The 23,403-nt window shown below is 71.3% G+C and carries 18 protein-coding genes; 10 read left to right on the forward strand and 8 right to left on the reverse strand.

All coding sequences use genetic code 11. From position 1 onward, the window contains the following. The first annotated feature begins 2 nt into the window (after window positions 1-2). From HHX35_RS05485 to HHX35_RS05515, 6 genes are all read left to right on the forward strand, one after another. Window positions 3-1,601, forward strand: coding sequence for a thiamine pyrophosphate-binding protein (locus HHX35_RS05485; protein WP_041952866.1), 1,599 nt, complete (start codon window positions 3-5; stop codon window positions 1,599-1,601). After that, a complete protein-coding gene (locus tag HHX35_RS05495; RefSeq protein ID WP_220505076.1) occupies window positions 1,598-4,159 on the forward strand; it encodes a DJ-1/PfpI family protein in 2,562 nt (853 codons plus the stop codon). The genes HHX35_RS05485 and HHX35_RS05495 overlap by 4 nt, the downstream gene beginning before the upstream one ends. 79 nt (window positions 4,160-4,238) lie before the next feature. After that, entirely contained in the window at window positions 4,239-4,580 is a 342-nt protein-coding gene (locus HHX35_RS05500) for an STAS domain-containing protein (protein WP_182897867.1), read from the forward strand. 10 nt (window positions 4,581-4,590) lie between these two features. Then, the gene (glgX, locus tag HHX35_RS05505) at window positions 4,591-6,702 is read left to right on the forward strand and encodes a glycogen debranching protein GlgX (protein WP_182897868.1); all 2,112 of its coding nucleotides are present in this window, start codon (window positions 4,591-4,593) and stop codon (window positions 6,700-6,702) included. Between the two features lie 6 nt (window positions 6,703-6,708). Next, the gene (locus tag HHX35_RS05510; protein WP_182897869.1) at window positions 6,709-7,044 is read left to right on the forward strand and encodes an anti-sigma factor antagonist; all 336 of its coding nucleotides are present in this window, start codon (window positions 6,709-6,711) and stop codon (window positions 7,042-7,044) included. Then, the gene (locus tag HHX35_RS05515) at window positions 7,044-7,472 is read left to right on the forward strand and encodes an ATP-binding protein (RefSeq protein ID WP_041952862.1); all 429 of its coding nucleotides are present in this window, start codon (window positions 7,044-7,046) and stop codon (window positions 7,470-7,472) included. Before HHX35_RS05510 ends, HHX35_RS05515 begins: the two co-directional genes overlap by 1 nt. A 138-nt stretch (window positions 7,473-7,610) precedes the next feature. Here HHX35_RS05515 and HHX35_RS05520 read toward each other — a convergent pair whose 3' ends face one another. Beyond that, on the reverse strand, window positions 7,611-9,107 hold the full coding sequence (locus tag HHX35_RS05520) for an ATP-binding protein (protein ID WP_182897870.1): 1,497 nt from the start codon (window positions 9,105-9,107) through the stop codon (window positions 7,611-7,613). A gap of 219 nt (window positions 9,108-9,326) precedes the next feature. Here HHX35_RS05520 and HHX35_RS05525 point away from each other — a divergent pair, with 219 nt between their 5' ends. From HHX35_RS05525 to HHX35_RS05540, 4 genes are all read left to right on the forward strand, one after another. Next, the gene (locus tag HHX35_RS05525) at window positions 9,327-10,364 is read left to right on the forward strand and encodes a hypothetical protein (RefSeq protein WP_156101928.1); all 1,038 of its coding nucleotides are present in this window, start codon (window positions 9,327-9,329) and stop codon (window positions 10,362-10,364) included. A gap of 31 nt (window positions 10,365-10,395) precedes the next feature. After that, window positions 10,396-11,547 (forward strand): IS701 family transposase, encoded by a 1,152-nt coding sequence (locus tag HHX35_RS05530; RefSeq protein ID WP_041952859.1) that lies wholly within the window; start codon window positions 10,396-10,398, stop codon window positions 11,545-11,547. Window positions 11,548-11,713: 166 nt separating this feature from the next. After that, window positions 11,714-12,538, forward strand: a complete 825-nt coding sequence (locus HHX35_RS05535) for a helix-turn-helix transcriptional regulator (RefSeq protein WP_052400086.1) — start codon at window positions 11,714-11,716, stop codon at window positions 12,536-12,538. 314 nt (window positions 12,539-12,852) lie between these two features. Further along, window positions 12,853-16,116 carry a type I polyketide synthase gene (locus HHX35_RS05540; protein WP_182897871.1) on the forward strand — a complete coding sequence of 1,088 codons (3,264 nt, stop codon included), beginning with the start codon at window positions 12,853-12,855 and terminating at the stop codon, window positions 16,114-16,116. 160 nt (window positions 16,117-16,276) lie between these two features. Here the strand turns inward: HHX35_RS05540 and HHX35_RS05545 are convergent, their stop codons facing one another. The 7 genes from HHX35_RS05545 to HHX35_RS05575 all read right to left on the reverse strand — a co-directional run bounded on the left by HHX35_RS05545 (window position 16,277) and on the right by HHX35_RS05575 (window position 23,303). Further along, window positions 16,277-17,446, reverse strand: a complete 1,170-nt coding sequence (locus tag HHX35_RS05545; RefSeq protein ID WP_182897872.1) for an endo-1,4-beta-xylanase — start codon at window positions 17,444-17,446, stop codon at window positions 16,277-16,279. Window positions 17,447-17,849: 403 nt separating this feature from the next. Further along, entirely contained in the window at window positions 17,850-18,812 is a 963-nt protein-coding gene (gene rfbB / locus HHX35_RS05550) for a dTDP-glucose 4,6-dehydratase (RefSeq protein ID WP_041952858.1), read from the reverse strand. 36 nt (window positions 18,813-18,848) lie between these two features. Further along, on the reverse strand, window positions 18,849-19,727 hold the full coding sequence (rfbA, locus tag HHX35_RS05555) for a glucose-1-phosphate thymidylyltransferase RfbA (protein ID WP_182897873.1): 879 nt from the start codon (window positions 19,725-19,727) through the stop codon (window positions 18,849-18,851). Window positions 19,728-19,745: 18 nt separating this feature from the next. After that, window positions 19,746-20,783 (reverse strand): alpha-ketoacid dehydrogenase subunit beta, encoded by a 1,038-nt coding sequence (locus HHX35_RS05560; RefSeq protein WP_041952856.1) that lies wholly within the window; start codon window positions 20,781-20,783, stop codon window positions 19,746-19,748. Window positions 20,784-20,800: 17 nt separating this feature from the next. Continuing rightward, the gene (locus HHX35_RS05565) at window positions 20,801-21,766 is read right to left on the reverse strand and encodes a thiamine pyrophosphate-dependent dehydrogenase E1 component subunit alpha (RefSeq protein ID WP_231532201.1); all 966 of its coding nucleotides are present in this window, start codon (window positions 21,764-21,766) and stop codon (window positions 20,801-20,803) included. Between the two features lie 16 nt (window positions 21,767-21,782). Beyond that, window positions 21,783-23,000, reverse strand: coding sequence for a nucleotide disphospho-sugar-binding domain-containing protein (locus tag HHX35_RS05570; RefSeq protein ID WP_041952855.1), 1,218 nt, complete (start codon window positions 22,998-23,000; stop codon window positions 21,783-21,785). A 36-nt stretch (window positions 23,001-23,036) separates the two neighbouring features. After that, entirely contained in the window at window positions 23,037-23,303 is a 267-nt protein-coding gene (locus HHX35_RS05575; protein ID WP_041952854.1) for an acyl carrier protein, read from the reverse strand. Window positions 23,304-23,403: the final 100 nt, after the last annotated feature.

Below are 23,403 nucleotides of genomic sequence, written 5' to 3' on the forward strand. Positions count from 1 at the left end.
ACGTGGCTTCGAGACCGGGCAAGGTCGCGATGTTCGAGCAGTTCGCGGCGGACGGGATCAGGCTCGTCTTCGGCAATCCCGGCACCGTTGAGCAGGGCTTCCTCGATGTCCTCGAACAGCGCGCGGACATGGACTACGTCCTGGCCCTGCAGGAGACCGTCGCGGTGGCCATCGCGGACGGCTACGCCCGCGCCACGGCGGGGCCCGCGCTCGTCCAGCTCCACGCCGGCGTGGGGCTGGGCAACGCGGTCGGCATGCTGTACCAGGCCATGCGCGGCCACTCGCCCCTCGTCGTCGTCGCGGGCGAGGCGGGCGTCCAGTACGAGAGCATGGACGCCCAGATGGCCGCCGACCTCGTGGCGATGGCGCGGCCGGTGACGAAGTACGCCACCCGGGTCACGCACCCCGGTTCGGTGCTGCGGGTGCTGCGCCGGGCCGTCAAGACGGCGATGACGCCGCCGCGGGGCCCCGTCTTCGTGGCGCTGCCGATGGACGTCCTCGACGCGCAGACCGCCGAGCCGGCGGTGCCGAGCACCGTGCCGAGCCGTGCGGTGACGCCGGCCCCGTACGACCTCGACCGTGCGGTCCGGGTGCTGCGGGACGCGCGGTCACCGGTGATCCTCATGGGCGACGGCGTCGCGGTCTCCGGCGCCCAGGAGGAGCTGGCGCTCGTGGCCGAGCGGCTCGGCGCCCCGGTCTGGGGGGTCGACTCGTCCGAGGTCAACATCGACACCGCGCATCCGCTCTACCGGGGGCAGCTCGGGCACATGTTCGGCCACGTCAGCGCCGCGGCGGTCCGCGACGCCGACGCCGTGCTGATCGTGGGGACGTACGTGTTCCCCGAGGTCTTCCCCCACCTGGTCAGCCCGTTCAGAGAGGATGCGCGGATCGTCCACGTCGACCTCGACGACTACGAGATCGCCAAGAACTTTCCCGTGGACGTCGCGCTGTGCGCCGACCCCAAGCTCACACTGGCCGCCCTCGCCGACCGCCTGCCTCCCGCGCCGGTGCGCCCGGCGCTCGCGGGGCCACCCCCGGAGGGCGACACGCTGATGGACGCCTTCGCGGCCGAGATCGCCCGCCGGGTCCCGGCCGGCCTGGTCGTCTTCGACGAGGCGCTCACCGCCTCGCCCGCGCTCACCCGCCGCCTGCCCGCCCGCGTCCCCGGTTCGTACTTCCTCACCAGGGGCGGCTCGCTCGGCGTCGGCATCCCGGGTGCGATCGGGGCGAAGCTGGCCCGGCCGGACGCCGAGGTCGTCGGTTTCACCGGGGACGGAGGCAGCATGTACACGATCCAGGCCCTGTGGACGGCGGCCCGGCACAACGTGGCCGCGCGGTTCGTCATCTGCAACAACCGCCGTTATCAGCTGCTCGACGACAACATCGAGCAGTACTGGCGCGAGCGGGACGTCCCCCCGCACGCGCACCCGTCCGGCTTCGACCTCGCCCGGCCGGAGATCGACTTCCCGGCCCTCGCCCGGAGCATGGGCGTCGAGGCCGTCCGGGTGGACAAACCCGCACAGGTGGAGCGCGCCGTCGAGCGGATGCTGTCCGCGCCCGGCCCGTTCCTCGTCGACCTCGACACGGGAGGGACCCGGTGAACAGGCTGGACGGGGCCACCGTCGCCATCCTCATCGAGAGCGACTTCGTCGAGCCCGAGGTGCACTACTACCAGCGCAGGTTCGCGGAGGAAGGGGCGCGGACCCGGTTCGTCACCCGCCTGTGGGGGCAGCCGTCGCTCACCTTCCACGGGCACGAGTTCCGCGAGCCCCTGACCGTGGACGGCGACCTGGAGGCCCTCGACGCCGAAGGCCTGCGGGAGCTCGACGCGCTCATCGTCCCCTCCGGCATGGTGTCGGACCGGCTGCGCTACAGCGAGAACGCGGGGGAGCTCTCCCCCGCGGTCCGCCTGCTGCGGGACGCGTTCGCGCTGCCGGACGTGCTGAAGGGGATCGTCTGCCACGGCATGTGGCTGGTGTCGCCCATCGCGGAGGTCGTCCGGGGACGCCGGGTGACCTGCCACAACAACCTCGTCTCCGACGTGCGCAACATGGGCGCGGTCTACACCGACCAGGACGTGGTGGTCGACGGAGACCTGGTGACCGCGCGCACGGCCGACCACTGCCACGCCTTCGCCCGCATGATGATCGAGCTGATCGCGGCGCGGCGTGGGCGCAGGACGGCCGGCGCTCCCCGGCGCGTCATGCCCCGGCGCGCCGCGCCCCGCCACCTACCGGCCCGCCACGAGGCGGTCGGGAAGGAGAGCGGAGCGGAGAACAGGGGGGAGGGCGACCGGCGGCCCGCCGTCCCCTCCCCCCGGGCCGCGTCGGGGGACACGGAGCCGGCCTTGCGCGGCGGCTACACCTACTCCGACCTGGTGGCCGGCGTGATCACCGGGTACGACGCCGAGCAGGGGCTCGTCGACCTGCGCACCGCGGAGGGCCGCACGGTCACCGCGCGCCTCACCTCGACCACATCGGCCGAGTTCCTGCGCAACCTCGGCGATCCCTACCTCGACGCGTCCGGTCACCTGCGGGAGCTGCTCACGCCGGGGCGGCGGCTGTTCGCCCACGGGATCTTCTACCCCGACGGCGGGCCGGCCTCCTTCGACGCCAAGCGGCTGGTCTTCGTCGGCCGCAGACCCGACGAGCACGTCTTCGAGCAGCCCGACTGGTGGGTGCGGCAGATCCGTGAGCTGGGCCGCTTCTACCGGCGGGCCCAGTTCGGGGACGAGGGGCCGGTGGACTTCGCCGACTACCGCACGGTGCTGCGGCTGGGCGGCGACAAGGCCGACCACCACGTGCAGGAGACCGACACCATCTCCCGGCTGGTCTACGGGATGTCGTCGGCGTACATGCTCACCGGCGACGAGGACTTCCTCGAGGTGGCCGAGCGCGGCACCGCCTACCTGCGCGAGCACATGCGGTTCGTCGACCCCGACGAGGACGTCGTCTACTGGTACCACGGCGTCGACGTGCGGGACGGGGTCGAGCACAAGCTCTTCACCTCGGAGTTCGGCGACGACTACGACGCCATCCCGATGTACGAGCAGATCTACGCCCTCGCCGGGCCCACGCAGTTCTTCCGGGTGACCGGCGACCCGGAGGTGGCCGCCGACATCGACGGCACCCTGCGGCTGTTCCGCAAGTTCTTCCGCGATCCCGACCGCGGCGGCTACTACTCCCACATCGACCCGATCCTGCTCAGCCCGCACCACGAGTCGCTCGGGCCCAACCGGTCGCGCAAGAACTGGAACTCCGTCGGCGACCACGCGCCGGCGTATCTGATCAACCTGTTCCTCGGGACGGGCGACGAACGGCACGCCGACATGCTGGAGGAGACGTTCGACCTGATCGTGCGGCACATGCCGCGCGAGGACAGCCCGTTCGTGCAGGAGCGGTTCCACGGCGACTGGTCCCCGGACCGCACGTGGGACTGGCAGCAGGACAGGGCGGTGGTCGGGCACAACCTCAAGATCTCGTGGAACCTCATGCGGATGATGTCGATCCGTCCGAAGGACCGCTACCGCGAGCTCGCCGAGCGGATCGGCCACCGGATGCCGGAGCTCGGCGCCGACCTGCGCCGCGGCGGCTGGTACGACGTGGTCGAGCGGAGCCTGGAGCCGGGACGGCGGGTGCACCGCTTCGTCTGGCACGACCGCAAGGCCTGGTGGCAGCAGGAGCAGGCGATCCTGGCCTACCAGATCCTGGCCGCGCTGACCGGGCAGGAGGAGTTCCGGGGACGGGCGCGCGAGGCGGCCGCGTTCTACAACGCGTTCTTCCTCGACCACGACGAGGGCGGCGTCTACTTCAACGTCCTGGCGGACGGCACGCCCTACCTGGTGGGGACCGAGCGGCTGAAGGGCAGCCACTCGATGAGCATGTGCCACGCGGCCGAGCTGTGCTTCCTGGCGACGGTCTACCAGCGCCTGCTCCTCGACCGGGAACCGCTGAGCCTGTGGTTCCGGCCCTGCCCCGACGGGTTCCCCGACCGGGTGCTGCGGGTCGCGCCGGACGCCCTGCCGCCCGGCATGGTGCGCCTCGACTGGGTCGAGGTGGACGGCAGGCCCTACTCCGCGTTCGACCCCGAGGGCCTCACGGTCAAGCTGCCGGACTCAGAACGGCCGGTCACGGTCCGCGCGCACCTCGCTCCTCGATAGGCCCCCCGATAAGCCGCCCGATAAGCCCCCGGTGAGCCCCGATGAACATGCCGTCGAACGAGCCGACGAAGGAGTCCCGATGACCGAGCCGGTCGTGCTGGTCGACACATCCGTACGCGACGGGACGACGGTCATCGGGCTGACCGGGGAGCTCGACGGCCGCTCGGGTCCCGGCGTGCAGCGGCGGCTCATGGATCTGCTGCCGGAGGACGGGCGGGTGCTGCTGGACATGTCCGGCGTGACGTATCTGTCGAGCGCGGGGCTGCGGGTGCTGCTCCTGCTGCACCGCGCGGCCGGCGGGCGGGTGGCGCTGGCCGGCGTCCCTCCCGAGATCGAGACCGTGATGGCCGCGACCGGTCTCCTCGACCTCTTTCGCGTGGCCGGCTCCTCCGTGACCGACTCTTCAGTGGCCGACTGTTAGGCAGGACCCGATGCTCGAGACCCGCGTCGACGCGTACCCGACGCACCGGATCGGCGGCGTGCCGGTCCGGGCGGGGCGGACCCTTCCCTTCGGGGCCACCCCGGTGCCGGGCGGCGTCAACTTCTCGGTCTACTCCAACAACGCGACCGCGATGACGCTCGTGCTGTTCCGGCGGGGGGAGGCGGCGCCCCTCGTGGAACTGCCGTTCCCGCCGTCGTTCCGCCGGGGCGGCGTGTACGCCATGACCGTGTTCGGGCTCGACGACCTGGGGCTGGACGTCGAGACGCTCGAGTACGGCTACCGCGCCGACGGCCCGTTCCGCCCCCAGGACGGCCACCGGTTCGACCCGGGGACGATCCTCCTCGACCCGTACGCCAAGCTCGTCGGCGGCCGGGAGGCGTGGGGCGCCCCCCGCGACGGCGTGTACCCCTACCGGGGCCGGATCGCGCTGGACGACTTCGACTGGGAGGACGACCGGCCGCCCGGGATACGCCCGGAGGACCTGATCGTGTACGAGCTGCACGTCAGGGGCTTCACCAGGCACCCGTCGTCGGGGGTGCGGGCCCCCGGCACGTTCGCCGGCCTGGTCGAGCGGCTGCCGTATCTCGTGGACCTCGGGGTCAACTGCGTCGAGCTGATGCCCGTCTTCGAGTTCGACGAGCTGGACAACCCGCGCGGGCCGCACAACTACTGGGGCTACAACACGGTCGGGTTCTTCGCCCCCAAGGCCTCCTACGCGGCCTCCGGGCCGTACGGCATGCAGGTCGACGAGATGAAGAACCTCGTGAAGCAGTTCCACCGCGCGGGCATCGAGGTCGTGCTCGACGTGGTTTTCAACCACACGGCGGAGGGAAACGAGCGGGGGCCGTCGATTTCGTTCCGCGGCCTCGACAACAGCACTTATTACATGCTCACGCCGGACGGCCATTACTACAATTTCAGCGGCACCGGCAACACGGTGAACTGCAATCACCCGGTCGTGCGGGAATTCGTTCTCGACTGCCTGCGCCACTGGGCGGCGGAATTCCACGTCGACGGGTTCAGGTTCGACCTGGCGGCCGTGCTCGGGCGCGCCCCCGACGGTACGGTCCTCGCGAACCCGCCGCTGCTGGAGTCGCTCGCCCACGACCCGGTGCTGCGCGACTGCAAGCTCATCGCGGAGGCGTGGGACGCGGCCGGCCTCTACCAGGTGGGGACGTTCCCGTCGTACTGCCGCTGGTCGGAGTGGAACGGGCGCTACCGCGACGCCGTGCGGCGGTTCGTCAAGGGCGACCTCGGGACCGTGGGCGAGCTGGCCGCCCGCATGACCGGCTCCACCGACATCTACGGCCCCCGGGGGCCGGTCGCCTCGGTGAACTTCGTCACCTCCCACGACGGCTTCACCCTGCGCGACCTGGTGTCGTACAACCGCAAGCACAACGAGCTCAACGGGGAGGAGAACCGCGACGGGGACTCGGCCAACCATTCCTGGAACTGCGGGCACGAAGGCCCGACGGACGATCCGGACGTGCTGGCGCTGCGTGCCCGGCAGGTGCGCAACGCCCTGCTGCTCCTGCTGACCAGTCACGGGATCCCGATGCTGCTCGCCGGCGACGAGATGGGCCGCACTCAGCAGGGCAACAACAACGCCTACTGCCACGACGGGCCGCTGTCGTGGATCGACTGGGATCTCGCCCGGGAGCACCGGGACCTGCACCGGTTCGTCCGCAACGCGATCGCGTTCCGCCGTGCCCACCCCGCCCTGCGGCGTGGGGAGGGCGCGCTCGGCCATTCGGTGGACGGGCGGCTTCCCGAGGTGAGCTGGCACGGCGTGCACGCCTGGACGCCGGACTGGTCGCCGCACAGCCGCCTGGTCGCGGCCATGTTCTCCACCATGAGGGATGACGGGGGATACGACTGCGTCTACGTGGCGGCCAACTCCTACTGGGAGGGGCACGTCCTGGAGCTCCCCGCACCCCCTGAGGGCACCGTCTGGCACCTGTTCGCCGACACGGCGGCCGCGCCGCCGCACGACGCCCACGAGCCGGGACGCGAGCCCCGGCTGGCCGACCAGGTACGGGTCTCGATCGGCCCGCGGGCCACGCTCGTCCTGGTCGCGAGGGAACGACTACCAGAGGAGTGAAGGAGCATGACGTTCGACGCGAAGATGCACATCGACGAGGGCACCGCGACGATCCGGCTCTCCGGGGAGCTCGACGGACGGTCCGCGCCCCGGCTCAACCTGCTGATCTCCGACGCCGTCACCGCCCAGGTGCGCCGGTTGGTGCTGCTGGTCTCCGACGTGACGTACATGTCGTCGGCGGGCATCCGCTGCCTGCTGTTCGCCCACCAGAAGCTGCCGAGGGGCGCGGAGATCGTGCTGGTCGGCACCCGGCAGGAGGTCGCGGAGACCATCCGGATGACCGGCTTCGACCGTACCGTCGTGATGCAGGAGTCCGTCGAGCGGGAGTCCGCGGAGGCTTGATGATCGGGTGCCGACTCCGACTGGACGCCGGCGCGTCGTTCGCCGGAAGGGTGGCCGAGTTCGTCCTGACGCTGGCCCGCACCGGAACCCTCCACACCCGGCAGGCGTACTGGCTGCGCCTCGCGGCCGACGAGATCACGACGAACATCGCGCAGCACGGCTACGGCGGCCGCGGTGGCGTGATCGACCTGGAGGGCGGGGTGGAGACCGACCGGGTGTGGGTGCGCGTCGAGGACGACGCGCCGCCGTTCGACCCGACGAGATACGACCCCGCGCCCCGGCTCGCCGCCGATCCCGCCCTCCGTGAGGAGGGCGGGTACGGCCTGCTCCTGGCGCTGGGCCGGCTCGACGAGTTCGTCTACGACCGCGTCGGCGGGCGCAACCGCAACATCCTCGTCATGCGGAGGACTCCGCGCGAGGGAGAGTGAGACGAAACGAAACGAAACGAAACGAAACGAGACGAGCGGGCGGCCGCCGCGGCCCCCGCTCGTCTCGTCTTCCGTGCTCGCCCGCCGCACGGGCACCTCGTAGGCCGCCGGTGGTGTGCTCACCACCGGCGGCCATGGTCACCGCGCCGGCACCTCGTCGCGGGCGGGGGTGCGCGCCGTCCTGCTCCGTCCCGTCTCCGCACCGTTCGGCACGGCCGCGGCGGCCTCGCGGAGGTCCGGGCCGGCCGTCGCCCGCGCGCCGCGCAGCATCGCGGCGACGGCCGCGCCCACCGGCTCCTGAGCACGGTCGGCGGCCGCCGCGGACACCGGACGCCCCGCGCGGGCGAGCGCACCCGTCAGCTCGCCGCGCAGGTAGGCCGGAAGCCAGGCCGACTCGACGTGGCACCCCTCCGACACGGCGAGCGCCCGGCGGAGGTGGAGCACCGCCTGCTGCGGCCGGTCGGCGGCGAGCGCCGCCTGCGCCGCGTGCACGAACAGCGCCGTCTCCCGGTCGCCGCGGTCGAGGTTGGCCTCGGGCTCCGCGGCGCCGGTCGCCGCCAGGATCCAGGCCCGCTGCGCCAAGTGCCGGTCGCGGCGGCTGTCCCGGTCGGGCCGGGCCGCCAGAGCCCGCAGGAGCAGCAGATCGGCCGCCTCGGACGGCTTGCCGAGGCCGAAGGCCGTGACCAGGGCGCGAGCGAACGTGAGCCGCGCGGGTTCGGCGTCGTCGCCGTCCGCGGCGGCGGACGGGGGGAGCGAGTCCAGGAACGCGGCGGCCTCCTTCCCGCGGCCGCGCAGCAGGAGGACGACCGCCCAGACGTCGGCGACGTCGGCCTCCGCCCGCTGCCACAGCGCCACCCGGCACAGCTCCTCCGCCTGGTCCAGGCCGAGGCAGGCCCAGGCCCGGCGCGCGGCCGCCGCCGCGTCTGCCGCCTCGCGCGGCAGCGCCGGGTCGAGCGGGCCCGGCTCGGTCATCTCCCATCGGCCGCGCCGCTCCGCCAGGCACCGGACGAGTCCGGCGTCGGCCAGCTCGTGCAGCCGCCGCGGCACGCCGCCGGTCAGCGTGTGCAGCGCCGCCGCGGTGGCCTGCCGTACGGGACCTCCCACAAGCCGCGTGAACAGCTCCGCGACGTCCCGCGGCCCCAGCGGCGGCAACACCAGATGCACCAGCCCCCGCTCGTACATGAGGCAGTCGGTCGGGTCGGGCCGGGGAGCGGGGTCGTCCTCGCCCCGGGTGATCGCCGTCCTGCTCACCACCAGGGCCGTGGTGTGCGACCGGTTGAGCGCGCGGAGCGTCAGGAGCGTCTCGTGGTCCGCCAGGTGGGCGTCGTCGAGGACGACCATGAACCGCCGGCCGCCGGCGAGCATCCGCAGGGTCCGCGCCGCCTCCTCGGGCGCCGGCACCGGCCCCGGCGGGAGCACGCCGCGCAGCGCGGCCATCGCGCCGGTCCCCCGGGGGCGTAATCGCAGTACGAGATAACCGTGGCGCTCGGCGAGCGTGACCGCCAGCCGCAGCATCGAGGTCCGGCCCGTGCCGGGGGCGCCGCTGATGACGACGGGCCCCGACGCGGGCCTGTCCAGAGCGCTCGTCAGTTGTGCAGTTTGTTCCGTCCTGCCGACTTGAGGCCAGGGCGTCATGGCTCCTCCCCATGTCGAGGTGAATATGAGCAATGACCATTTCCGGTCGGCGCTTCCATGGTCAATGCCGAACTAACGGAATGCCGGGGGCGGGTGGGCGCGCATCCCAGTGGTGGCATTCGCAATGCCAGCGTCGATGGGCTCTGTTCATCGGCGGCCCCGTATTCGAGGCTCGTTTTTGACCCAATTCGCGAAGATCGCACGAAGGGTGCGTCCGAGGTGAGCGAAGCAGTTCCCATAGTGCTGGGTGTGGCCCTGGTCCTCACGGTCTGGAGCAGCGTGCTCCGCACCGTGATGACCCCCCAGGGCCGGTCGTCGCGCATGGCCCTGCGGACGGTCCGGGTGGTCGCGACCGGCGCGTACCTCGTGGCCAGGCACCTGCCCGGAAGGTATCGGGAGCGGGTGCTGGAGATGTGCGGGCCGACGGCGGTGTTCGCGGTGGGGGCCGCCTGGCTGGTCGCGTCCTTCGCCGGGTTCGGGCTGGTCGCCTACGGCGCGTACGGCGTGAGTCCACATCCCGAGGACATCGCCGAGGTGTTCCTGATGCGCTCGCCCGGCGCCGCCCTCGCCGCCTTCGCGTGGTTGTCGTCAGCGCTGATCCTCGTCGCGTTCACCGCGCACCTGATGCGGATCATCGACGCGTTCAGCCGGCGGGAGCGGTTCGTCCTCCGGCTGGCCGGGCAGGCGGTCCGCCCGCCGGACGCCGAGGCGGTGCTCGCGGAGTGCGTACGCTCCGGGTCGCGGGACCACCTCGACGACATGTTCGCGGAATGGGCGGCCTGGCTCGCCGACGTGGGCGCCAGCCACGTGGCCTACCCCGCGCTCGCCTTCCAGCGCCCGGCCGGGGAGCTGTGCTGGCTCAAGGCCGCCGTCATCGTGATGGACGCCGCGGCGCTCACCGAGGCGGTGGCTCCCGACTGGGCCCCGCCCAACACCCGCACCGTCCTCGACACCGGCACCCGCTGCCTGCAGCGGGTGGCGGCGCAACTGGGCGTCCGGGTCCATCCGGCGCTGGTCAGCCTGCAGGGCAGGGAGGAGCAGAGCTTCGCCGACACGATGCGGCTCGCCGTGAAGGCCGGCCTGCCCACCGACCGCGACGAGCGGGGGGCCGAGGCGGTCTTCCAGAACCTGCGCAGGCGCTACGCGCCGTACTCCACGGGCATCGCCGCCCGCATCTTCTACGAGATCGACAGCTACGAGCCGCCACCCGACAACGGCGTCGGTCGAGCGGAGAGCGACACGCCCATGGCGTGCTGAAGGATCCGCCCTCTCATCACGGGAGCGCCACATGTTGTCTGTTCCGGACGTCTACGCGTCCTCCGATCTCACGGAGCTGGCCGAGTTCTGCCGGCATCTGTTCTCCTCCTTCGCCCGGTCCGACCAGCGCCGATGGGCCGAGGTGTACGTTCGCGGCCTCGACTGCGTGCCGGGCCGCAAGTCGATCCGGCGCATCTCGGAACAGGTGGTGGGCTGGCCCGCCGACCAGTCCCTCCAGCAGTTCCTCAACCAGAGCCCCTGGCGCTGGGAACCGGTGCGGCGGCTCCTCGCGCAGGACATGGCCGCCGTGCTGCGGCCCCGCGCCTGGACCGTCGAGGAGGTCGTCTTCCCCAAGAACGGCTCGCACTCGGTCGGCGTCGCCAAGCAGTACGCCCACTCGGCCGGCCGGGTCCTCAACTGCCAGCTCGGGCTCGCCGTACTGATGGCCGGTCAGGAGGGCGCCTGCCCGGTCAACTGGAGGCTCCTGCTGCCCCGCTCGTGGGACGACGACGCCAGGCGGCGCGCGGTGACCCATGTGCCGGCGCACGAGCGCGCCCGCTCGCGCTGGCAGCATCTGCTGGACGCGCTCGACGAGATGGCCGCGTGGGAGCTCGCCGCCGCGCCCGTGCTCGTGGACGCCCGGCAGAACCGGCGGGTGGAACAGCTGATCCGCGGGCTGGAGGAGCGCGGCCTGCGCTACCTCGTCCAGGTCGACGAGCACACTCCGCTGGGCCCGGGCCCGTGCCGTACGGCGGGTGAGATCGCGGCGGCCGTCACCGGGCCGTCGGCGCAGACCCTGAACTGGTGGCACGGCCACGGCCGGGTCACCTTCCGTTCGACGCCCGTGTCGCTGCACGGGTCCCTGCCCCAGGGGCCGGGCATGCCGTACGAGATAGGCCGGTCGCGCGCCCGGGTGCTGGCGGAGTGGGGTCCGGGCCGCCAGGCGCCCGGCCGCCTGTGGCTGACCAACATCACGCAGGCCCGGCTGCCCGACCTCATCGGCCTGATCGGGCTGCGGGAGCGGGCGCGCGGCGACCTTACCCGCGTGGGTGAGGAGTGCGGGCTGCGTCACTTCGAAGGCAGGTCGTATCGGGGCTGGCACCACCACGTGACGCTGGTCTCGGTGGCGCACGCGTTCCACTTGCTCGGGTCGCTCCGCAGCGAGGCCGACCGCTCGGCCTGACACTTCTGGGACAGGCGGGAAAAAGGCGTGAGAAGATTGCAGATATTTCGCCCGGGGGGGCGGGTGCGGCATCTTCACCCGGCGATACAGCTCCACGATAATGATGGGTTAAGCCGATTTGCGCTGAACGACCCGGACCTTGTTGCGGCAGTCGTTGGGGGATGCCTTGTCCGACAGGAGCGAGAACAGACAGGAGCTCGCTCAGTTTCTGCGTAGCCGCCGCGCGCGCATCAGCCCCCAGGAGGCCGGGCTCCCCACCGGAGTCCACCGGCGTACGAAGGGCCTGCGCCGGGAGGAGGTGGCCGTTCTCGCGGGGCTCAGCCCCACCTGGTACACCTACCTGGAGCAGGCCCGCGACATCCATCCCTCCCCGCAGGTCCTCGACAGCCTGGCCCGCGTCCTCGGCCTGAGCGAGGACGAGCGCGCCTACGTCCACCGCCTCGCGTTCGGCCAGGGGCCGGCCGAGGCCGCGTACGGGCTCGACGAGTCGGACGAGAAGCTGGTCTTCCAGGTGGTGGAGGTGGCGGGTCACGGCCCTTTCCCGCTGTACGCCGGCAACCGGTACGGCGACGTGGTGGCCTGGAACCGCGCCGCCGCCGACTGGTACACCGACTTCGGCGAGCTGCCCCGGCCGCGCAGGAACATCCTTTGGTGGATGCTCACCGATCCGGACGCCAAGAAGCGACTGGTGAACTGGGCCGACGACACGCTCGACGTCATCGCGAGGCTGCGGCTGGCGTACGCCACGAGGACGGCGGACCAGAGGATGCAGGAGCTGGTGAGCGACCTGGAGAGCGCCAGCGCCGACTTCCGCGGCTGGTGGCGCGAGCAGCACGTGCGGGGTCAGCACCAGCGGCCGCGGACGCTCGACGTCCCCGGCCTTGGCAGACGCACCTTCCGTCTCGTCGTCGCGAGCGTCCTGGACAGCCCGGGGCACTCTCTGGTGATTCACCTGCCGCTGGCCGAGGAAACGGGAACCGGCTCCTCCTGAATCCCAGTTAGCCGCTTTTATCGCTTATTTCGTTATCTCACCATGGACGTACTCACGTCACCGGCGGATGGTGGAAGCACTGCGTGACGTCGGAGCCGGGCGGGGATGTCCATGCCCCGGCTTTTCCCGCAGCCGACCACAGCCGACCACAGGGCCGGTCACCGCACACCTCGCCACCGAATGGGGGACCCCGTGCACCATGACTTCACGTACCCGGACTTGACGTACCCGGACTCGACGTACCCGTCGGCACGTGCCCGCGCAGCCGCGCAGGCACGCCGGCGCCGAGCGGTCCGAACAGAGGAGACGGTCGCATGAGCATAGCGTCCGTCCCCCCGCGCGACCCGATCGCGATAATCGGCGCGGGGTGCCGATTACCCGGCGCCTCCGGTCCGTCCGCCTTCTGGGACGTGCTCGCAGGCGAGCGCGACGCGGTCGGAGAGATTCCGCCGGGACGGTTCCCCGGCGCCGGCGGCATCGGCACACGAGCCGGCGGCTTCCTGGACGACATCGACAGCTTCGACGCCTCGTTCTTCTCGATCTCCCCGCACGAGGCGCTGCGCATCGACCCCCAGCACCGCCTGCTCATCGAGGTCACGTGGGAGGCCATCGAGGACGCCGGCATCCCTCTGCACAAGCTCGCCGGCAGCCGTACGGCGGTCTACACGAGTTGCCTGTGGTCCGACTACTGGGACCGGCTGCGCGGAGCCGGCATGTACGACATGCACGCGGCCATCGGCGGGGGCAACTGGGGCAACCTCCCCGGCCGCATCTCCTACCTGTTCGACCTGCGGGGCCCGAGCATGAGCGTCGAGGCCACCTGCTCGACCTCCCTGGTGGCCGTCCACCTCGCCTGCAGGGAGCTGTGGGCGGGCCAGACCGACATGGCCGTCGTCGGCGGCGTGAACCTCCTGATGGCCCCCGACATCTACCTCGGCCTGTCCGACGCCGGCATCCTGTCGCCGGAGGGCCGCTGCAGGTTCGGCGACGCCGACGCGGACGGCTACGTGCGCAGCGAGGCCGTCGTCTCCCTGCTGCTCAAGCCGCTCAGGCGCGCGCTCGCGGACGGCGACCGCGTCTACGCCTCCATCGTCGGCACCGCGGTCAACAGCAACGGAAGGGGCGCCGGCACCCTCATCGCCGCCGGAGTGAGCGGCCAGGAGGCCATGCTGCGCGAGGCCTACCGCGACGCGGGCGTGCGGCCCGGGCAGATCGACTACGTCGAGGCGCACGGCCCCGGCACCCCCTCGGGCGACCTCACCGAGCTGACCGCGCTCGCCCGGGTCATGGGGGAGGGACGCGAGCCCGGGCAGCGGTGCCTGGTCGGCTCGGCGAAGTCCAACATCGGCCACGGGGAGGGCGCGGCGGGCCTGGTCGGGCTGCTCAAGGCCGCCCTGGCGCTCCGGCACAGGACGGTCCCCGCGACCCTGAACGTGCGCAGGCCCCACCCGCTGTTCGAGCAGCCGGGCATGCCTCTGGAGCTCGTCCGCCGCACCCGGGAATGGCCCGAGCGGTCCTGGCCGGCGATGGCCGGCGTCAGCTCCTTCGGCCTGTCGGCCACCAACGCCCACGTCGTGCTCGCCGAGGCGCCGCCCGTCGCGGCGGCCCGCCGTCGCCGGTCGGGAACATACCTGCTGCCGCTCTCGGCCAGGGACGAGCGCGCGCTGCCCGACCTGGCCCTCCGGTACGCCGACGCACTGCAGCCGAGCAGCTCCTCCCCGCACGACGTCTGCTTCAGCGCCGGCGACCGCCGCAGTCACCACGGGCACCGGGTCGCGGTCGTGGGCACGAACGGCCGGGGGATCGCGGCCGCGCTGCGGTCGTACGCCGCCGGGGCGGCCCCCCAGTCGGTCGTCACCGGGACGGCGAGGGCCGGCGCGACGCCCAAGGTCGTCTACGTCTTCCCCGGGCAGGGCGCGCAGTGGCCGGGCATGGCGAGACACCTGCTGGACGACAACCTCGTCTTCGCCCGGCGGCTGCGGGAGTGCGACAGGGCGATCCACGACGAGCTCGGCTGGTCGCTGATCGACCTGCTGCGGGAGGGCCGCCCGCTGGCCGGGACCGACGAGATCCAGCCGGCTCTGTGGGCGATCCAGGTCGCGCTCGCCTCCGTCTGGGCCGCCTGGGGGATCCGCCCCGATCTCGTGATCGGCCACAGCATGGGCGAGATCGCCGCCGCGACCGTCTCGGGCGCCCTCACCGTACGGCAGGGCGCCGCCGTGGTGTGCCGCAGGAGCCGCCTGCTGACGCGGCTCGGCGGATCAGGTGCGATGTGGGCGGTGCAGGTCGGCGAGCTCCACGCGCGCGAGGCCATCGGCGAGAACGCCGACAGGGTCTGCGTGGCGGTCGTCAACAGCGTGCACTCCTGCGTGCTCGCGGGCGACGCCGACGCGCTCGGCGAGGTGGTCGAGCGGCTGCGCCGCGACGGCGCGTTCTGCAAGCAGGTGCAGGTCGCCTACGCTTCGCACGCCCCCCAGATGGATCCCATCCGGGACGACCTGATCGAGGCGTTGGCGGAGCTGCGCCCCCGGTCCGGGGCCGTGCCGATGCACTCGACGATGCTCGACGACATGGTCGACGGCTCCCAGCTCGACGCCGGCTACTGGATGGAGAACCTGCGCCGGCCCGTGTGCTTCGCCTCCGCCGTGCGCGCCGCGCTGCCGGACGAGGGCCCGGTCCTGTTCGTCGAGATCAGCCCGCATCCGCTGCTCGCCTCGGCGATCGAGGACGAGATCGCGGCGGCGGACGGCGCCGGGACCGTGATCCCCTCGCTGTGCCGGGACGAGCCCGAGCTCGAGTGCATGCTGCGGTCCCTGGCCGTCGCGTACGTGCAGGGCTGCGATCCCGACTGGAGCCGGTTGTATCCCGGGGGGCGGTTCACCCCCCTTCCCGGGTATCCCTGGCAGCGCCGGCGGTTCTGGGTCGATCCGCGGGACTCCGCCGCGCCGGCGTTCGCCGCCACGGCCCTGCCCGCCGTGACCGGGCCGTACACCGTGCCGGGTGTGGAGGCGGTCCCGGGCTTGGAGCCCGTGCCCGGCCGGGACGACGTGACCGTGTCTCCCGTGCTCGTGTCCTCCGCGTCCGTGTCCTCGGTGTCGCCCGTGTCCTCGGTGTCGCCCGTGTCCTCTGTGTCATCCGTTTCCTCTGTGTCCTCGGTGTCCTCTGTGTCCTCGGTGTCCGTGGGGGACGTCACCGCCGGCCCGGCCGCCCTCGTCGGGCCCGGTCCCGTCGCGGCCCTGCCTGCCGTCCCCGTCGCCGAGGCGGCCGCAGCCGGTGCGGACGGGGACGGCAGGGCGGACCCGCCGCTCACGGACAGGTCGGCGGCCGCCGCGGCGATCACCAGATACGTCGTGATGCGCTCCGCCGGCATCCTCGGCATGTCGCCCGACGAGCTCGACCTGGACTCCCCGATAACCGTGCACGGTCTCGACTCCGTGCTCGCCGCCAAGCTGAGCGCCCAGATCCAGGCGGACCTCGGCGTGCACGTGCGGGTCGGTGAACTGCTGCGGCACCGCCCGCTGAGCAACCTGACCGGCGAGCTGTACGAGGCCGCCTCGCTCCGCGCTTCCGGCCGCTGACGCGGAAGACCCGCCCGTTTCGCGGGCGGGTCTGGTCATCCCGACGAGCGTCACGCCTGGCGGCACATCCCTGTGGAGAGGACGCCGCCACGCGTCATACGGCGGAGTGCGGCGAACGGGGCCGCCTCGTGGAGCGCGGCCCCGTGCCCGCCGGTACCGGTCAGTGGCGACCCGCGCCCGGGCCGGACCGGTGCGGCGCGCCCGCGGCGAGCGCCAGGTCCTGCTGGAGCACGTAGTACTGCGACTTGGGCTGCAGGTTCCCGTCGTAGAACAGGGCGGCACCCTCCTGCGGGTCGTCGAACCAGCCGGGAATCCAGGAGTACGTGTCGGCGAATCCCCACGGGGTGAACGAGATGCACTCGCGCACCGCCAGGCAGGCCTGCAGGGCGCGGGACCAGTAGCTCTCCTGGGCGTACGCGGCCAGCGGGCTGGTGGGGGTGTTCTCGTTCGGCGGGGCCTGCGTGAACGTGCGGACGTCCACCTCGGTCTCGGCCACCTTCAGGCCGAGGTCCGCGAAGCGCTGCAGGTTGTTCTGCAGGTCAGGGAAGCCGTACTGGGTGTCCAGGTGACCCTGGAATCCGACGCCGTCGATGGGCACGCGCTGCGCCTTCAGGGTCTTGACGAGGTCGTACACCGCGTTGCTCTTCGGCCCGGTGAACTCGAGGTTGTAGTCGTTGTAGAACAGCAGGGCCTTGGGGTCGGCCTCGTGCGCCCAGCGGAAGGCGTCGGCGATGTAGCCCAGGCCGCCCCACGCCTTGTACCAGATGTCCTGGCGGGGCTGCCCGTCGTCGTCGAACGCCTCGTTGACCACGTCCCACTGCCAGATGTCGCCCTTGAAGTGCTTCACCTGGTCCTGGATGTGCTTCTTGAGCAGGGCCTTCAGCTCGTCGTTCGACAGGGTGGTGGTGTAGCCGTCGGAGGAGAGCCAGGTGGGCAGCTGGCTGTGCCACACCAGCGTGTGGCCGCGCACCAGCTGCTTGTTCTTCTTCGCGAAGGCGACCAGCCGGTCGGCCGCGGCCCAGTCGTACGTGCCGCGGTTGGGCTCCACCAGCTGCCACTTCATCACGTTCTCGGGAGTGACGGTGGAGAACTGCTCGGCCGTGATCCGGGTGTAGTCGGCGTTGCTGCCCAGTTCGTCCGTGTTCACGGCGGTGCCGATGCGCAGGCCGATCCGGTCGCCGAGGGCGCGCAGCGAGTCCGCGGGGTACTTGACGGCCTGGGACTGCGCGGGGGCGGGGCCGGGCTCGGCCGAGGCAGAGTCGGCGAGAGTCACCCCGCCCAGCAGGACCGTGGCGCTCACGAGGCCGATGGACAGTGCGGGACGAAGCAAGGGAACTCCTCGGGTTGGGGGGAAACGGGGGTGACGCCCGAAAGTTTCTGCGACATTACGAAAGTAATGCAGACCATAGGAACGCGCTTGTGGTACGTCAAGGGGTCAAAACCGCTCGTAAGTTCACGGGCGGCGCGGCGTCGGTCGCGTGGCACGCGAGAGTCGGCCTCCCTGCTGCCCCAAATCACTCGACAGCTCTTCCGAAACTTTTCGGCGATCGGAGGAAGATGATCCCAGGAGGCGGCCTGCCGGCGGGGTCGCCGCATAGTCGCGCCGGGCCGGGTGGCCGGTCTCGTGGGTCCGACGCCCACGCTCTCCGCCCGAGCCGCCAAAACGGCGCCCGACCTGGGGATTCACCCGGTCGGGCGCCGGCGTCGAGATGCAGGCCCGAGACGCGGCCAGGTCACGCCGGCGGCGTCCACCAGTGGGGGTTGGCGCGGTACCAGGCGACGGTTTCGGCCAGGCCTCGGCCGAAGTCGACGGTCGGCTCATATCCGAGCGTTTGGCGGATCTTGCTGTCGTCCAGTGCGTAGCGGCTGTCGTGCCCCTTGCGGTCCGCCACCCGCTTGATCATGGAAGCGTCGCCGCCGCACAGGTCCAGCAGTCGTTCGGTGATTTCCAGATTGGTGTGCTCCGCGCCGCCGCCGACGTTGTAGATCTCGCCGGCGCCGCCTTTCGTCAGCACCAGGTGAACGGCTCGGCAGTGGTCCTCGACGTGAATCCACTCGCGTCTGTTGGCGCCGTCGCCGTACAAGGGCACTTTCCTGCCTCGCAGGAGGTTCGTGACGAACAGCGGAATGAGTTTCTCGGGGTGCTGCCGGGGGCCGTAATTGTTGGAGCACCTGGTGATGGAGACGTCCACGCCGTGAGTGCGCCAATACGCGCGGGCCACGAGGTCGGAACTCGCCTTCGAGGCCGCGTAAGGCGAGTTGGGCAACAGCGGCGCCTCCTCGGTCCAGGCCCCGTCGCTGATGGACCCGTACACCTCGTCCGTGGAGACATGCACCACACGCGCGACACCGCAGGCGAGCACGGCTTCCAGCAATGTCTGCGTGCCGAGGACGTTGGTGTGGAAGAACGCGGACGCGGAGTCGATCGAACGGTCGACGTGGGATTCGGCGGCGAAGTGGACCACCGCGTCGTGGCCGGGCAGCGACTCGCGCAACAGTTCCGCGTCACAGATGTCGCCGTGAACGAACGTGAGCCGCGGATGTTCGGCCGGCAGGTTGGCCCGGTTGCCCGCGTACGTCAGCTTGTCCACAGCGGTCACCCGGGCCGATTCCAGCCCGGGAAACGCGCCGCCCAGAATGTTTCGAACATAGTGCGAGCCGATGAAACCGGCGGCGCCGGTGACCAGGATTCGCATGACGTCCTCTCCGCGTACGAACGGAACGAAAGGGTCCTACACGGCCGCGAGCTCTTTGGCGATGGTCATGATGTACTGGCCGTAATTGGAATTCGCGAGCCGCTCGCCCAGCGCGTAGCACTCGTGTGCGGTGATGAACCCCATGCGCAGCGCCACTTCTTCGACGCAGGCGATCCGCACGCCTTGGCGGTTCTCGAGCGTCTGCACATACTGACCGGCCAGCAGCAGCGACTCCGGTGTACCGGTGTCCAGCCAGGCGAAGCCCCGCCCGAGGTCGACGAGCTTGGCTCGGCCATGCTCGAGGTATCGCTGGTTGATGTCGGTGATCTCCAGCTCGCCCCGCGCCGACGGCCGGAGATTCTTCGCGATGTCCACCACGGCGTTGTCGTAGATGTAGAGCCCGGTGATCGCGATATTGGATCGGGGGCGAGCGGGCTTCTCCTCGATGGAGATCAGGTTGCCGTGCGCGTCCTTCTCCCCCACCCCGTATCGCTCGGGATCGTGCACCGGGTAGCCGAACAGCACGCAGCCCCGCACGTCCCGGGTGTTCCTGGCCAGGACCTCGGAGAACGCCGGGCCGTGGAAGATGTTGTCGCCCAGCACCAGCGTCACGCTGTCGTCGCCGACGTGGTCCGCGCCGATCACGAACGCCTCGGCCAGGCCGTTGGGCTCGGCCTGCTCGGCATAGTCGATCCGCAATCCCAGGTGCGCGCCGTCGCCCAGGAGCCGCCGGAAGTGCGGCAGGTCCATCGGAGTGGAGATGAGAAGGATGTCGCGGATTCCCGCGAGCATGAGCACGGAGAGCGGGTAGTAGACCATGGGCTTGTCGCCGACGGGTAGCAGCTGTTTGGACACCGCGAGCGTGATCGGGTGCAGCCGGGTGCCGGACCCGCCGGCCAGGATGATGCCTTTCATCGAAGCTCCCGTCCTGAGTCAGTACGGCCCGACGAAACCGGCGGTGATGTCGGTCATCTCGCGCATCGGGAGGGTCGGGTCGCCGCCCAGCACGTCCAGGCAGGCGGCCGCGATCGTCCGGGCATTCGGGTGGAACGCCTCCTCCAGCGGCCATGAGACGGGGGCCGGGCTGTCCGGCAACGTCACGCGCCGGACGGGGCCCAGCAAGGCGCCGTGGACGTTCTCCGCGACCACGGCGGCGACCTCAGCGGCGAGGCCGTAGCGCGCCCAGCTCGTGTCCGCGACGACCAGCCGCCCGGTCTTGGCCACGGACGCGCAGATGATGGCCTCGTCCAGCGGCCTGATGCTGCGCACGTCCACCACTTCGGCGCTGATCGCCTGCTCGGCCAGCAGCCCGGCGGCGCGTTCCGCCTCGTGGACCATCAGCGAGGCAGCCACGATGGTCACGTCGCTGCCCGTACGGACGATCCGGCCCTTGCCGAAGGGCACCGGCTCCGGGTTCTCGGGCACCTCGCCCTCGATCTCGTACAGACCGCGGTTCTCCAGCAGCACGACAGGCGTCTCGTTGCGGAGCGCGGACACGAGCAGCCCCTTGGCGTCCGCGGGACTGGCGGGGGTCGCGACGTACAGGCCGGGGAAGTGGCCGAAGACGGAATGGAGGTTCTGCGAGTGGGTCGCGCCCTGGCCCCAGCCCCGTCCGACGATGCCGCGCATCACGACCGGCACTCCGCCCTTGTCGCCGTACATGTAGCGCCATTTGGCCGCGAGATTGATCAGACCGTCCATGGCCAGGAACATGAAGTCGGCGCGCGCGTGCACCACCAGCGGCCGCATCCCCATGGACGCGGCGCCGACCGCGATGCCGGCGACGGCGTTCTCGGAGTTGGGGATGTCCAGCACCCGGGACGGGCCGAATACGCGGAACGCGTCGGTGGTGGTGCCGTGCCCGCCCTTGTGGTCGTCGACGTTCTGGCCCGCCAGGACGATCCGGGGATCGGCCTTCATGCACTGGACGGTGGCCTCCCCGATGGCCTCCCGGTACTTGAGCTTGCGCATCCTCGAGACTCTCCTTGTCAGCTCTCGTAGGCGCCCTGCAGCAGGTCCGCCACCGCGGGGAACGGGTCGGCCTTGGCCGCGGCCACCGCGTCGAGCACCTCCTGGCGGAACTCCCGCCGCCAGCCGGCGACTTCCTCGTCGATGTCCGGGTGCGCCGCGCCGAGGCCGGCCGCGGCCACCTTGATGGGGCAGCGCTCCATCCAGGAGTCCAGCTCGGCCTTGGTCCGATAGCCCTCGTCGTAGTCCCAGTTCGGGCCGACGTGCTCACGCCAGCGATAGGTCCGCAGCTCCAGGAAGTACGGCCCCCTGCCGTCCCGGCACCATTCGACGGCTTCCCGCGCCGCGGCGTGCACGGCGAAGACGTCGTTGCCGTCGAGCTGACGGGACGCCATGCCGTACCCGCGGGCCCGCTCCCAGATGGTCGTCCCGTACGGCTGACGCGCCCGCAGCGGCGACGAGATGGAGTATCCGTTGTTCTCGCAGACGAACAGCACCGGAACCCGCTGCGTCGCGGCGAAGTTCAGCGCCTCGTGGAAGGCGCCCTCCTCGGCGGCGCCGTCGCCGAAGAACGTGATGGCGACCCGGGGCGCCCCTTCGAGTGCGAACGCCCACCCCGCGCCGACGGCAAGAGAGATCGACTCGGCCAGGATCGCCGTGGCGCCGATGAACCCGGTATCCGGAGAGGTCAGGTGCACCGACCCGCCCCGGCCGCCCGCGCAGCCGGTGGCCTTGCCGTACAGTTCGGCGACCATGGCCCGCAGGTCGCCGCCCTTGGCCAGGTACGGTCCGTGGCTGCGGTGGCCGCAATAGGCCACGTCATCGGGCCCGGCGGCCGCGCACACCCCGACCGGCACGGCCTCCTGCCCGATGGAGAAATGGGTCGGGGTCCGCATCTCCTGCTCGTCGCGGTAGAGGTCGGCCAGCACCTCTTCGACGCAGCGGATCCGGACCATCTCGCGCAGCAACCGCTTACCGGATTCCACGCGTTCCTCCTTCCGGCTACGTGGTTTTCGAGTCGACAGTTCGCGAGTCCACAAGGGATTCGAGAACGGGGACGATCTCCGCCGGCGACGGCGTCGCGGCGATCTCGGCGCGGACCCGCTCGGCCGCCTTGCGGTAGCGGGGCTCGGTCAGCACTTCGGTGACCGCGTCTCTGATCGCGCCCACGTCGACCCGGGCGGCCTCTTCGACCAGTCCCAGGCCCGCGCCGCTTTCCGCCACCGTTTCGCCGACCTGGACCAGCATCGGCCCTTCCTGCGCGACCACGACCTGCGGAACTCCGTAGGCGTAGGCGGTCAGCGACCCGCCACCGCCGCCGTGGTGGACCAGGAGGTCGGTGTCCCGCATGACGGCGCTCACCGGCAACTGGCCGACGACCCGGATCGTGTCCGGCACGGTCCCCAGATCGGCGTGGTACTGCTCCGGTGCCAGCAGCAGAACCTCGACGTCGTCCATCCCGCGGGCGGCCTCGTGGACCCCCTCGATGACCGCGTGCAGGTCACCGCCCTGGGCCAGCGCCTCGCCCGACCACAGGCCGAACGACATGCAGATTCTGGTGCCCGCGCCGCGCTTGACGGCCCACTCCGGGACACCGGCGGTTCCGTTGTACGGCACCCACCGGACCGGCGTGCCGGGAACGAGGTTCGACGACACCATGCTCGGCGGGCACGGGTCGAGGATCAGCGCGGGGTCGGCCATGCCGTTCTCCGCGCCCAGCCGCGCACACGTCTCCTGCAGTGCGTGCTTGGCCGGCTCCAGCAGGGTCGACGTGAAGGCGTCGAAGCCCCACCTGTGCACGACACCCGGCACGTCGAGCGCGGCCGCAGCCACCAGGCCGCTGAACTCCATCGGATCCGTCATGATCACATCGGGCGACCACGCCTGGGCGAACTCCAGGTACTCGTCGATGAAGATTTCGATCCTGGCCTTCCAGCGGCCCGCGATCGCGGTCGTCCGGGCGTCCTGGGGAGGCGGCGGTGCCTGTTTGGACCCCGGCGCCCAGAAAGGGTCCTTCTTCTTCACCGGCGGCCGCCAGCGCCCGACCGAACCGGCGTCACCGGACAGCCGCCTGGTGAGGATCCCGGCCTCGTGGGCGCTGTGCGCGGTTTCCTCGTATCCCAGGAACAGCACCTCGTGGCCGGCGGCCCGCAGGGCCCAGGTGAACGGCACCATCGGCAGGAAATGGCTCGGTGCCATCGAATTGACCAGCACGCGCATCGCGCTTCTCCGTCCTCGCAGGCTCGAAGGGCAGGGTCAGGGACCGGCGAGCTCGACCAGCCGGCCGTTGATCGAGTCGAGCATCAACCTGGGCGTGCTGAAGGTGTCGATGTCGTCGTCGGAGATCTTCACTCCGAGCTCGTCCTGCAGACGGGTCACGACCTCGTACACCGCGAGGGAGTCCAGGCCGAGCTCGTCCCACCTGGTGTCGAGAACGGAGTCGTCGACCCTGGTGGTGCTGCCGTCGGTGCCCACACAGGCGTCGACGATCGTTCTGAGCTTGGCGACGGTAAGTTGCTTCATTCGGCGGGTTCCCTTCCTTCGCTGCTGCACGCACTCTCGTCAGCCGCCCTCGAACGGTGGTCGAAGCCAACTCGGAGCCCGTGTGGTTCGAGCCCGGCTC

Source organism: Microbispora sp. H10830 (genome assembly GCF_014161375.1).
GTDB classification, from domain to species: Bacteria; Actinomycetota; Actinomycetes; order Streptosporangiales; family Streptosporangiaceae; genus Microbispora; species Microbispora catharanthi.